Origin of the sequence: Streptomyces sp. NPDC020875, assembly GCF_040641415.1 — a bacterium.
Lineage (GTDB): Bacteria > Actinomycetota > Actinomycetes > Streptomycetales > Streptomycetaceae > Streptomyces.
In genome coordinates, this window is sequence record NZ_JBFADP010000039.1 from 1 (window position 1) to 12,454 (window position 12,454).

10 protein-coding genes are annotated in these 12,454 nt (G+C 74.0%); 6 read left to right on the forward strand and 4 right to left on the reverse strand.

The window, feature by feature from the left end; translation table 11 throughout:
- Positions 1-131 precede the first annotated feature (131 nt).
- Both AB0G74_RS22470 and AB0G74_RS22475 read right to left on the reverse strand, forming a co-directional pair.
- Positions 132-665, reverse strand: coding sequence for a DUF6584 family protein (locus AB0G74_RS22470; RefSeq protein ID WP_361148951.1), 534 nt, complete (start codon positions 663-665; stop codon positions 132-134).
- Positions 666-793: 128 nt separating this feature from the next.
- Positions 794-1,861 (reverse strand): protein kinase family protein, encoded by a 1,068-nt coding sequence (locus AB0G74_RS22475; RefSeq protein ID WP_361148953.1) that lies wholly within the window; start codon positions 1,859-1,861, stop codon positions 794-796.
- 360 nt (positions 1,862-2,221) lie between these two features.
- On the opposite strand from AB0G74_RS22475, the gene fxlM reads away from it, so the two are divergent.
- The 4 genes from fxlM (at position 2,222) to AB0G74_RS22495 (ending at position 7,960) form a co-directional block, all read left to right on the forward strand.
- Positions 2,222-3,418: a methyltransferase, FxLD system gene (gene fxlM / locus AB0G74_RS22480; protein WP_361148957.1), complete on the forward strand. Its 1,197-nt coding sequence runs from the start codon at positions 2,222-2,224 to the stop codon at positions 3,416-3,418.
- A gap of 91 nt (positions 3,419-3,509) precedes the next feature.
- On the forward strand, positions 3,510-3,710 hold the full coding sequence (locus AB0G74_RS22485; protein WP_361148960.1) for a hypothetical protein: 201 nt from the start codon (positions 3,510-3,512) through the stop codon (positions 3,708-3,710).
- An 82-nt stretch (positions 3,711-3,792) separates the two neighbouring features.
- Positions 3,793-6,672: a lantibiotic dehydratase gene (locus AB0G74_RS22490; protein WP_361148963.1), complete on the forward strand. Its 2,880-nt coding sequence runs from the start codon at positions 3,793-3,795 to the stop codon at positions 6,670-6,672.
- Positions 6,665-7,960: a lanthionine synthetase LanC family protein gene (locus tag AB0G74_RS22495; RefSeq protein ID WP_361148966.1), complete on the forward strand. Its 1,296-nt coding sequence runs from the start codon at positions 6,665-6,667 to the stop codon at positions 7,958-7,960. The genes AB0G74_RS22490 and AB0G74_RS22495 overlap by 8 nt, the downstream gene beginning before the upstream one ends.
- Before the next feature lie 16 nt (positions 7,961-7,976).
- On the opposite strand, the gene AB0G74_RS22500 is transcribed toward AB0G74_RS22495, so the two are convergent.
- Together AB0G74_RS22500 and coaA are read right to left on the reverse strand one after the other, a co-directional pair.
- Entirely contained in the window at positions 7,977-8,912 is a 936-nt protein-coding gene (locus tag AB0G74_RS22500; RefSeq protein ID WP_361148968.1) for a DUF389 domain-containing protein, read from the reverse strand.
- A gap of 29 nt (positions 8,913-8,941) precedes the next feature.
- Positions 8,942-9,934, reverse strand: coding sequence for a type I pantothenate kinase (gene coaA / locus AB0G74_RS22505; protein WP_358823857.1), 993 nt, complete (start codon positions 9,932-9,934; stop codon positions 8,942-8,944).
- Positions 9,935-10,155: 221 nt separating this feature from the next.
- On the opposite strand from coaA, the gene glmS reads away from it, so the two are divergent.
- A complete protein-coding gene (gene glmS / locus AB0G74_RS22510; RefSeq protein WP_361148972.1) occupies positions 10,156-12,003 on the forward strand; it encodes a glutamine--fructose-6-phosphate transaminase (isomerizing) in 1,848 nt (615 codons plus the stop codon).
- Positions 12,004-12,014: 11 nt separating this feature from the next.
- On the forward strand, positions 12,015-12,383 hold the full coding sequence (locus tag AB0G74_RS22515) for a holo-ACP synthase (protein ID WP_361149096.1): 369 nt from the start codon (positions 12,015-12,017) through the stop codon (positions 12,381-12,383).
- Positions 12,384-12,454 lie beyond the last annotated feature (71 nt).

Genomic DNA, 12,454 nt, shown 5'->3' on the forward strand with positions numbered 1-12,454 from the left:
AAGCCCCCATCGCCGATCACTACTTGTTTGAGTGTAGTCAAGACTTGTCCTCTCCCGATCTGCCCGGGGCCCGCCCGTTGCCCCCGGGGTTACCCCCGGTCCGCCGGGGGGCACGGGTGTGTCCGGGGCGGTCAGAGTACGGAGATGAAGCCGAGCACCATGAACATCACCGCCGCGGCGGCGCCCGCCAGGCAGCCGAGCCCCATGACGATGTCGGCGGCCGTGTCCTTCCAGGTCCGCGGCGCTTCTTGGGACTCGTCGCACTCGTCGTCCTCGTCCAGTTCCCGGACGGATTCCCAGTCGACGTCCCGCCCGACCGCGTCGGAGCAGGCCGCCCGGACGGCCGTGAGCTGTTCCCAGGCGAACTCGGAGTGGGTGTCCGACTCGGGTCCGCGCCAGCCGAGTGCCCGCATCCGCCGGACCGCGCTGTGGTAGCGCGCTTCGAACGCGGCGGTCTCCTCGGGGTCGCGGTCCGCTTCGAGATACATCCAGCGGCCCGCCTCGGCCGGGTCCCCGTAGAGCCGGTAGACCTCGGCCAGCCGTCGCCGCGGCACCGGATCGCCGGGGTAGGACGACACCAGTCCGCGCAGCCGCTGCCGGGCCATCGGTATCCGCCCGGCGGCGAGGTCGGCGTCGACACGGGCAAGGGTCTCTCTCAGGGCCATGCGTGCATGATCGGACAGCGGGGCGACGGCCGTCGAACCGGTTTCCGGTCCGGCCCCGGTCCGGCTCAGCGGCCCGGCCCTGGTCCGGCCCCTGCCCGGCCTCGGTCCGGTCCCGGCCCCTGCCCGGCTCAGGGGGCCCGGAGCGCCCGGCCGATCTCCTCGGCCGGGTACGGGGTCTCCCGGCTCTCGTCCGTCAGCCTGCCGTGGAACTCGGTGACGACGGCCGCGACCCGCGCGTGCCGGACGATCGCGGACCGGGCGGCCTCGGGCCCCGGCGGTGGTACGGCCCCGTCGGCACAGGCCCGGATCAGGGCCTCGCGCTCCGGCCGCCGGTATCCGTAGACGGCGGTGATCAGCCAGTTCACCAGATAGCTCAGGGCGTACGCCGGGTCGTGGTCGCGGTGCCGGGCGGCGAAGTCGCGTTCGGCGGGGGAGAGGTCGAAGCCGGTGGAGAGGGCGAGCCCGAAGTCGGTGAAGTACAGCCGCCGGCCGTCGGTGAGGACATTGCCGAAGTGGCCGTCGAAGTGCAGCAGCCCCAGCTCGTTCATGGCCCGTACCCCGGCGGTCAGTCGCTCTTCCACGGACCGTACGGCGGCGTCCGCCGCGCCCGGACCGGCCGCGATCCGCTCGGACAGCCAGTCGTGCAGGGTCCCCGGCAGCCGCTTCAGGAACAGTACGAGACTCGCGGGGGAACCCCGCAGCCCCTCGATCCGCCGCCGGATCCCGGCCCCGCCGCCCCAGTACGCCACGGCCCTTTCGACATCGGCGAGTTCACCGGGCAGCGGCGCGGGATCCCCCGGCACTACCCGCCAGTGGTAGAGCAGCGGAAAGCCGTCATGGTCCCCGGCCAGCACCCGGTCGGTGGCCATCCGGTGCGCGGCCAGCTCCCGCCACGCCCCGAACCCCGGACTGCCGGGCATCCCGACCCCGTAATGGCAGTACGCGGGCAGCCCGAACACATCGGCGGTCGAGTACCGGTGTTCCGGCGCCAGCTCGTCGGCGGTGAGGGGTACGCGCTTGACGAAGACGGCCGTCCCGCCGACGTCCAGCACCCCCGCGGCACCCCCGATCCCCGCCCCCAGCGGCACAACCCCCGCCAGCACCTCCCCGAGCCGCCGCTCCCCGACCGCCGCGAGCCACCCGGCGACCTTCTCGTACGCGCCCAGCCGCGCGCCGCGGTCCGGTCCGGCGTCCATCGTGACTGTCCCTCCTCGGACGGGATGTCCGCGAACTGTACGCGAGCGGGGGATATCACGGTCCCCTCCTCGATCGCCGAGCCGGAGTACGGCACATCGGACGACGACGATCCCCGCCGCGCCCGCGCGAGGAACCTCACCGATCAGCGAGTCGAATTTCTCTTCGATTCTCGGGGCGCCGTCCGTGCGGTCCGGGTCGTGCCGGAGCCGTCCCGGGAGGTCGGGGCGGGTGCCCGGGGGCGTCGGCGCCCGCCGGGCCTTCGCGCGTCCGGGGGATTCGGCGCGCCGCTCCTCGACCCGGCGCTAACGGAATGTCAGGATGGGATAACTCGCCCTGCTTCCAAGGGTGTTGGAGGAGTGTTGGGTATCGGGTCGACGGCCGCGGAACTGCATGCGGGCCTGGTCGAGGAGTTACGGAAGAGCGGCAGGATCACCACTCCGGAGGTGGCGGACGCCTTCGCCGCGGTACCGCGGCATCTGTTCGTCCCCGGGATACCGCTGAAGGAGGCGTACCGCGACGACGCTGTCTTCACCAAGCGCGCCCCGGACGGCACCCCGCTCAGCTCCGTCTCCGCCCCCTGGCTGGTGGCCACCATGCTGGAACGTCTTGACGCGGCCCCCGGCGACCGGGTGCTGGAGATCGGCTCCGGCGGCTACAACGCGGCCCTGCTCTCCCGCATCGTCGGGGAGAAGGGCGAGGTGACCAGCCTGGACATCGATCCCGAAGTGATCGACCGGGCGGAGTCGGCGCTGCGGTCCGCCGGAGTCGACGAGGTCCGGCTGCTGACCGGTGACGGCACCCTGGCGGTGCCGGACGGCGGGCCGTACGACCGGACCGTCGTCACCGTCCAGGCCACCTCGATCGCCCTGGCATGGCTGGAGCAGTTGACGGCCGACGGCCGACTGGTGGTCCCGCTCAGGCTTCGGGGCCTCGGGCGGCTGCTGACCTTCGTCCGGGCGGGCGACCACTGGGTCGGCGACGGCTGGGACCTGTGCGGATTCGTCCGGATGCGCGGCCCGGCCGCCCTCGATCCGATGGCGACCACCCCGCTGGGCGAAGGAGTGCGGCTGCGATGGGACGGTGGCCCTCCGCCCGACGCGGACGCTCTCACGACAGCCCTGGTGGGTGAGCGGCACGAGGTGTGGACGGGGGTGACCGTCGGGGTCACCGAGGGCACCCGGCCCGTCGTCGATCTGTGGCTGGCGACCGTGCTGGACGTCTTCGGGCGGCTGCATACGACCGGAACGGCCCCGGCCGGAGTCCGGGCGCTGCCCGGCGGCTCGCCCGCGACCTGGGACGGCACCGGGCTGGCCCATCTGACGATGCGTCCGGCCGACCCGGGGGCTTCCCGCTTCGAGTACGGCGTCGTCCGGTACGGCGGCGACGCCTCCACGGCGGTGGAGTTCGCCCACCAATTACGGATCTGGGACCGCGATCACCGAGACGGACCCGGGCCCGTCCTGCGGATCTTCCCGCGGGGCGGGCCCGAGTGCGCCGCCCGCGTCTGCCGCCTCCTGGACCGCCCGGGCCCGGCCATGGTGCTGGCCTGGCCGTGAGGGCGTGACCGGACAGCCCGACGAGACCCCCGGACCGGCCGGGTCCGGGTGAGCCACCACCTTCGACGACGCAGGAAGGAGGTTGACCGAGATGAGCACGGATTCGACGCTGTCGGCAGAGCTGGCGGAGGTCTTTCGGCTCGACGCGGCCCACGTCGATCTGACGCTGATCCGGGACGGCTTCGCCGAGACCGACGGCGACGACGCGGACGGCGACACCACCGGCGACGGCTGCGGCCCGTCCCCGCCGCAGGGCCCGACCACGGGGTGCCTGTTCCCCGGCGCCCGGTGACCCGATGACGAACCGGCGGTAGACCGGGGCGGTACGGCCCAAGGGCTGTACCGCCCCGGAACCTTGGTGCCAGGGGGGTTTGATGGGAGTGTTCGGGTTCGGTCCGGTGGCCATGGGCCGGGTGCCGCTGACGGCGGCCGAAGGCGGCCCGCCCGACCCGGCGGGGCTCTTCGCGGAGGGGCTGCTGCTGGCCTCCCGGGCGACGGCGGACGCGGCCGGGTCGGACCGGGCCGCCATCACCCGTACCGCCTACGCGATCAGGGCCCGGACCCGGACCACCCCGCATGGCGTGTGGTGCGCGGTCGCCCCCGTCGTACTGGCCGACGGCCCGTCGCTGCTCCGGCTCGGTACGGACCACCGGCCGGTGAGCACCCCGGCTCCGCTCTGGCTCCGGCGCTGCGCCGACCGGCTGCTGGACGAACCGGAGGTGCTCGACCGGCTGGAGCTCACCACCAACAATCTGGCGGTGCGCCGCGGTGAACGGTTCGAGGCCGAGTACCCGGCGCCCGGCCGGGGGCGGCTCGGGAGCGTCCGGGCGACGGACCTGTCCCGGTGGCTGCTCGCCCACTGTGCCGACGGCGCCCCCGGCGGCGCCGTGATCGAGGCGATCACGGCCCGCTACCCCGGCGCCGACCCGGGCGCCGCCCGGGAAGCCGTCCTCCGGATGATCCGTACCGGACTGCTGCTCACCGATTTTCTGCCCCGGGATCCTCGTGACGACCCGCTCGCCCGGCTGCTGGCGAGGGTCCCCTACACCGCGGGCCCCCGCCCGGCCCTCGTCCGGCTGAGTCGCGCCCTGGCGCACGCCGACCGCCACCCGCCCGGCGCCGCCCGCCGGACGGCGCTGCTGCTCGCCGCCCGGCGGCTGGCCGACCGGCTCCACTTCGTCGACCGGCCGTTCGCCGTGGACACCGTGGCCGACGCCGGGCTCCGGCTGCCCGCCGATATCGGCCGCAGAGCGGCCGAGGCCGCGGAGGCGCTGTGGCGCGTCGGCGACCGGCCGCCCCCGCTGGGCGACTGGTGGGCCCGGTTCACCGGCGTCTACGGGTACCAGCGGGCCGTACCGCTGCTGGAGGCCGTCGACCCGGTGGCGGGCATCGGCCCACCCGGGCCAGCCGACGCGCTGGCCGCGCGCTCGGACTCCGGTGAACGGCGCGAGCGGGTCCTCGCCCGCCTGCTCGCGGAGGCGTGCGCCGACGGATGGGCCGATGTGGAGCTGACCGAGGCGAGGATCCGGGATCTGGCGGTTCCGGGCGACGGCGAGCCGCCGCGTACCGCCGAGATCCACGTCCAGGTCCTGGCCTCGGCGGCCGGCTCCTTCCGGCTCGTCGTCGGCCGCCACTCCGCCCAGACCGCGGGATCGGCGGCCGGACGGTTCGCCGCCCTCCTGCCCGGTCCGGCGCCCGGCCCGGTCGCCGGAAACGGGACCGGGGACGCTCCGGTGGTCGCGGAGATCGTCTCCGTGCCCGCCACGGCGGAGACCGCGGGGCTCGCCGTGGAGACCGGTTTCGCGCCCTACCGGATCCCCCTCGGCGTGCCACCCCGGGACGGCGACCTCCACCCCCGCGACCTGGTGATCGTTCCCGGCGGCGGAGGACGTCCGCTGCTGTGGTCCACCGCACTGGGGCGGCCGGTCCTGCCCGTACTGTTCAGCCGGATCACCCGCGAACTGCTGCCCGCGCCCGCCCGGCTGCTCCATCTGCTGGGCCATGCCGCCGAGCGCCCCTGGCACACCTGGTCCTGGGGGCGGGCCGAAGTGTTTCCGTACACGCCCCGGGTCACCTTCCGGGGAACCGTTCTCGCGCCCCGGCGCTGGCTGCTCCCCGACGAACTGATCGCCGCCGCGGCCCGTCGGGCGGCCTGGCACGGCCGGTTCGCCGACTGGCTCTCCGCCGTACGACCGCCGCTGCCCGGCGAGGTCGTCGCCGAGGAGTCCGACCGGCGGCTCCCCCTGCGGACCGCCGACCCGACGCACCGGGAGATTCTGCGCCGGGCCGTGCTGCGCGGGGCCCGCGCGCTGGCGGAGAGCTTCGGGACCGGCGCCGGGGAACCTCCCGTCACCGGACCCGGCGGCGGCCGTCACCTCCTGGAACTCGTGATCCCGCTCCACCGGTCGGCGCCCGCCGCGCCCGCGAGCCTCGATCCGCGGATCGCCGTACGGCCGCGCCGGGACGACCTCAGGCCGCCGGGATCGGAGTGGCTTTCGGCCGCCCTCGCCGTCCCCGCCCGGCACCAGGACGCGGCCCTGCGGCGGCTGCCCGCGGCCCCCGCCACCGCGCGGATGTACTGGCTCCGGTACCGGACCCCGGCCCTCGGGGACCAGCTGCGGCTGCGCTACCGCGCGACCCCCGGCACGCTCCGGGAGATCCGGGACGACCTCGTCTCCTGGAGCACCGACCTGGTCGACCAAGGGCTCAGCGCCGGGCATCTGCACCACGAGCCGTACGTCCGGGAGACCGCGCGCTACGGCGGACCCGGCGCCGTCGACGCCGCGGAGGACGTCTTCGCCGCCGACAGCGCCCTGGCGCTCGCCCTGCTGGCGACCGACCCGCCCGAAGGCGCGGCGGACCACCGGATACCGATCGCCGCCGCCGGGGCCGCGGCGATCGCCCTGGCCGTCGCCGCCCCCGGATCCGGTGCCGGGACAGCTGCCGGAGCCGTACGCGAGGCCGTTCGCCGGGCCCTCCGCGGCTCCCCGCTCACCCGCGCGGAACGCCGCGAACGGGACCGGCTCCGCCCGGCCGTACGGAATTACCGGGTGCCGTCCCGGATCGCCGGGGCGTGGGCGGCCCGGAGCGGCGCGCTCGTCGCCTACGGCGATGTCCTGCCCATCCCCGAGATCGCCGCACGCTGCGCGTCCGATCTCGTCCACCTCAGCTGCAACCGGCTGGTGGGCACCGACCCGGGACGGGAACGGATCGTCAGATCCCTGGCGACCGATCTGCTGTACGCCCATGGCTGACGCCGTTCGCCAGGTCGAGCGGACCGTCCGCGCCGTGGCCGACGCGGACCGGCTCGTCGCGGATCTCGGCCCCGGCCGGGCCGCCACCCTCAGCCACGGCCTGCCCGGTACGGCCGTACTGCTGGCGACCCTGTCGGCCGGGGACCCGGGCCTCGCCCGCCGGGCGGAACACCACTGGGAGACCGCGGCCCGGCTGCTGCGGGGCCGGGCGCCGGACGGGATCCACAGCGGGCCGGGGGCGCTGGCCGCGTCCGTCGTCGTCGGCGGGGCATATCTGCGCCGCGAACCGGCCGCCCTCGGCCCGGCGACGAGGTGGCTCACGGCCCGGGCCGAAGGGCTCGCCCGCCATCAGCGAAGACGGCTGGACGCCGGGGGCCGGGGAGCGCCCTGGGGGGTGTACGACACGGTCAAGGGGCTCTCCGGAATCGGCCGGGTCCTCCTCGCGGCGCGTACGGCCGGCCGTACGGCCGCCGCACCCGGGCTGACGGCCGCGCTGACCACCCTCACCGGCTTGATCATCCCGTCCGGGGGCGGCCTGCCCGGCTGGTGGCTGCCCGCCGAGGACCATCGGCTGCCCCTCGCCGGGGGCCCGCCGCCGTCCGGCGCCGCGACCACCGGTATCGCCCACGGAATCGCCGGTCCGCTCGCGCTGCTCTCCCTCGCCGCCGAAGCCGGACACACCGTCCCGGGTCAGACGGCAGCGGTCCGTACAGCCGCCGACTGGCTGCTGACCTGGTCCGACCGGGTCCACGGCTGCCCCGCCCATATCAGCGGTGACGCGCTCCGACGGCCGCCCGACGCCCGGCGGCTCGCCGCCGCGCCCGGCCGACGCCACGCCTGGTGTTACGGTGCCGCCGGAATCGGCGCCGCTCTGGCCCACGCGGGCCGGGCCCTGTCGGACGCCGGGCTGGTCCGGGCCGGTCGGGACACGGTCGCCGCGATCGGCCGGTGGCCCGAGGAGCGCTGGGACACCGAGGGCCCCGGACTCTGTCACGGCAGCGCCGGAATCCTCCAGGCCGCGCGGCGTGCGGGTACGACGGGCCTGGCCCGCCGGGCTCTGCGGCTGACCCCGGAACTGCTGACCCCGGAACCTTCGGCCTCCGTGCCGTCGGTCTCGGCGCCGCCCGGTGAGCCCGGCGGTGGAACGGACCCTGCGGATGCTCCGGGCGGGCCCGCCGGGATCGGCTTCCTCGGCGGGGCGACGGGGGCGGTCTGCGCGCTCGCCGACGCCGAAGGGCTGCTGCCAGCCCCGCATACCGCTTGGGACGCGCTGCTGTTGCTGAGCTGACCGGTCCGCTACGGCCTCAGGGCTTCGCCCGCTTCTTCTGGCGGGTCCAGAAGAGTTTCTGGGCGAGCAGGGTCAGGGTGCCCGCCGTCATGATGCCGAGGAGGTTGAGCAGGAGCTGTTCCGTGGAGCCCCATGCCTGGCGGTACTCGTCGAAGGAGAAGGCGACCGCCGCGTTGGCCGCCGCCGGGATCGTGGTGACCGAGATGGCGACGCCGACGAGGGCGCCGGATTTGGCGGAGGTGAGGGAGAGGGTGCCCGCGACGCCCGCGAGGATGGCGACGACGAAGGAGAACTCGTCGGGCTGGTAGATGAAGTTGGTGTTGGGGCGGGGGGCTTCGAGGGCCGCCGCGTCGAAGAGCTCGAACCAGGTCATCAGATGGCTGAAGCCGACGGTGACGGACATCGCGGTGGCGAAGCCGATCAGCAGGGCCAGCAGGGAGCGGGCCGCCAGGCGGGGCGCGCGGCGGATCAGGGCGGTGGAGAGGCCCGCCAGGGGGCCGAACTCGGGGCCGACCGCCATCGCGCCGACGATCAGGATCGCGTTGTCGAGGACCACACCGCAGGCGGCGATCATCATGGCCAGCGACATGAAGGCCAGATAGGTGGCGGAGAGGGTCGACTCCTCGTGGGTGGCGTCCTCCAGGTGGTCCCAGAGGACCGCGTCGGCGCTCTCGCCGGGGGCCTCGTGTTCGGCCTGGTCGGCGCGGCGGGAGACGGAGAGGTCGATGTTCTCGACGGCGATGCAGCCGGTCTCGTCGATACCGAGTTCCCGCAGGTCGGCGATCAGCTCGTCGGCGGCTTCCCGGGCCACGTCGCAGAGGACCAGATCGCCGGCCGGGTCCCGGGCGGCGCCCGGCAGGACGACCAGGTGGGCGGTGCCGACCGCGGCTTCGAGCAGTCGGGTGACGTCGGCCGTGCGGTCGGCGGGGGTGATCAGTCGCAGATGCAGCACGCCGGGCGGCTCCCCACGGTCCGGGACGGTCAGAGTTTGCGCAGGGAGAGCCGTCGCACCTTGTGGTCGGGGCCCTTGCGTACCACCAGGGTGGCACGGCCGCGGGTCGGAGCCACGTTCTGCAGGAGGTTCGGCTTGTTGACGGTGCGCCAGGTGGTGCGGGCGTACTCCATCGCCTCCTCCTCGGTGACCTCGGTGTACTTGCGGAAGTACGAGGACGGGTCCCGGAACGCGGTCTCCCGGAGCTGCCGGAACCGGTTCAGATACCAGGTCTCGATGTCCTCGGGGCGGGCGTCGACGTAGACCGAGAAGTCGAAGTAGTCGGCGAGCGCGACCCGGGTCCGGCCGTCCTGGCCGGGGAGGGCGGGCTGGAGGACGTTGATGCCCTCCACGATGAGGATGTCGGGACGGCGTACCACCAGCCGCTCGCCGGGCACGATGTCGTAGATCAGATGCGAGTAGACGGGGGCGGTGACCTCGTCCTTGCCCGCCTTGATGTCGGCGACGAACCTGGTCAGCGCCCGGCGGTCGTACGACTCCGGGAACCCCTTGCGGGACATCAGGTCCCGGGCCTTCAGCTCCTTCATCGGCAGCAGGAAGCCGTCGGTGGTGACCCGCTCCACCCGGGGGTGTTCGGGCCAGCGGGCCAGCAGGGCCTGGAGCAGCCGGGCGACCGTCGACTTGCCGACCGCGACCGAGCCCGCGACCCCTATGACGAAGGGTGTGCCGCGCTGGGGGACCTGGCCGCCGCCGGTGTCGCCGAGGAAGGTGTTCAGGGCTCCGCGGAGTTCGCCGGTGGCCTTGACGTAGAGGTTCAGCAGCCGGGAGAGCGGCAGGTAGACGTCCCGTACCTCGTCCAGGTCGATCACGTCCCCGAGGCCGCGCAGCCGCTCGACCTCGTCGGCGGTGAGCGGTAGCGGGGTCTTGTCGCGCAGCGCGCTCCACTCCGCCCGGGTGAGGTCGACGTACGGGGTGGCGTCGGCGGCCTTGCGGTGGGTGTTCCGTGGCGGCGTCGTGATCACAGGCCCATTGTCGGTGCCGGGCGGCGGAAGCGGGCCGTGGGGTCCGTCACGCGGGTGGTGGCAGGGGTGATAACAGGGGTCGGGCAGGGGTGCCCCTGGTGTTCTCGGTGCTTCCGGTGCTGAGGGGGCTAGTGGGGTCCGTGCGGGCCGGGCGGGTGGCGTGCCGCCGGGCGGCGGGTGGTGTGGTCGCGGTACGGCCCCGGCGCCGTACAGTGCGGCATATGTGCGGAATCGTGGGATATGTCGGAGGTCAGTCGGCGCTGGACGTCGTGGTCGCCGGCCTCAAGCGGCTGGAGTACCGCGGCTACGACTCCGCCGGGGTCGCCGTACTCGCCGACGGGGGCATCGCCGCCGCCCGGAAGGCCGGAAAGCTGGTCAATCTGGAGAAGGCGCTGGTCGACCGGCCCCTGCCGACCGGATCCACCGGGATCGGGCACACCCGCTGGGCCACCCACGGCGGCCCCACCGACGCCAACGCGCATCCGCACCTCGACAACGCGGGCCGGGTCGCCGTCGTCCACAACGGGATCATCGAGAACTTCGCCGCCCTCCGGGCCGAGCTGGCGGACCGCGGCCACCGGCTGGACTCCGAGACCGATACCGAGGTCGTCGCCCATCTCCTCGCCGAGTCCTTCTCCTCCTGCGGCGATCTCGCCGATGCGACACGGCTCGTCTGCCGGCGGCTCGAAGGCGCGTTCACCCTGGTCGCGGTCCATGCCGACCAGCCCGGTACCGTCGTCGGCGCCCGGCGGAACTCGCCCCTGGTCGTCGGGGTCGGCGAGGAGGAGTCCTTTCTCGCCTCCGATGTCTCCGCCTTCATCGCGTACACCCGCTCCGCGATCGAACTGGGCCAGGACCAGGTCGTGGAGGTACGCCGGGACGGCATCACCGTCACCGGCTTCGACGGCGCCCCGGCCGAGGTCCGCCCGTACCACGTCGACTGGGACGTGTCGGCGGCCGAGAAGGGCGGCTACGCCTCCTTCATGCTCAAGGAGATCGCCGAGCAGCCGCGGGCCGTCGCCGACACCCTGCTGGGCCGGGTGGACGCCGACGGGTCCCTGACCCTGGACGAGGTCCGGATCCCGGTACCCGAGCTGCGGGCGGTGGAGAAGGTCGTGGTCGTCGCCTGCGGGACGGCGTTCCACGCGGGTCTGATCGCCAAGTACGCGATCGAACACTGGACCAGGATCCCCTGCGAGGTCGAACTCGCGAGCGAGTTCCGTTACCGGGACCCGATCCTCGACCGGCGGTCCCTGGTGATCGCGATCTCCCAGTCCGGGGAGACCATGGACACCCTGATGGCGGTCCGGCACGCCCGGGAGCAGGGCGCGAAGGTCCTCGCGGTCTGCAATACGAACGGCTCCACCATTCCGCGCGAGTCGGACGCCGTGCTCTACACCCATGCCGGTCCCGAGGTCGCCGTCGCCTCCACCAAGGCGTTCCTCACCCAGCTCGTCGCCTGCTATCTGGTCGCCCTCTATCTGGGGCAGGCGCGCGGTACGACCTGGGGCGACGAGATCCGGGCGGTCATCCGCGACCTGGCCGGGATCCCGGCCGCGCTCGACCGCGTACTGGAGACCACGGAGCCGGTACGCGCCCTCGCCCGCTCCCTGGCCGGTCAGGACACCGTCCTCTTCCTGGGCCGCCATGTCGGCTATCCGGTCGCTCTGGAGGGCGCGCTCAAGCTGAAGGAACTGGCCTATATGCATGCCGAGGGCTTCGCCGCCGGTGAGCTGAAGCACGGCCCGATCGCCCTGGTGGAAGCCGGGCTGCCGGTGGTCGTCGTGGTGCCGTCGCCCCGCGGCCGGTCGGTGCTCCACGGGAAGATCGTCTCCAATATCCAGGAGATCAGGGCGCGCGGGGCGCGGACCGTGGTGATCGCGGAGGAGGGCGACGAGGCGGTGGTCCCGTACGCGGATCATCTGGTCCGCATCCCGGCCGTCCCGACCCTGCTCCAGCCGCTGGTCGCTACGGTTCCGTTGCAGGTGTTCGCCTGTGAGCTGGCCACGGCCCGGGGCAACGAGGTCGACCAGCCGCGCAATCTGGCCAAGTCCGTGACCGTGGAGTAGTGAGTCAACAGATGATCATCGGGGTGGGGATCGACGTCGCCGAGATCGACCGGTTCGCGGCGTCGCTGCGGCGTACGCCGGCGATGGCCCGGCGGCTCTTCCTGGAACGCGAGCTGCTGCTGCCCAGCGGTGAGCGGCGGGGGTACGCGTCCCTCGCGGCCAGGTTCGCCGCGAAGGAGGCGGTGGCGAAGGCGCTGGGTGCTCCGCCGGGTCTCCAGTGGACGGACGCGGAGATCTGCGTCGAGTCCGACGGGCGGCCCCGGCTGGAGGTCTACGGCACGGTGGCGGCGCGCGCGACGGCGCTTGGGGTGCGTTCCTGGCATATCTCCCTCAGTCATGACGCGGGTGTGGCGTCGGCGGTGGCGATCGCGGAGGGGTGACGGAGGCGGAGGGGTGACGGGGGAGGGGTGATCGCGGAGGGGCGGCGGGGTGACGCGATGACCGGGTAAGT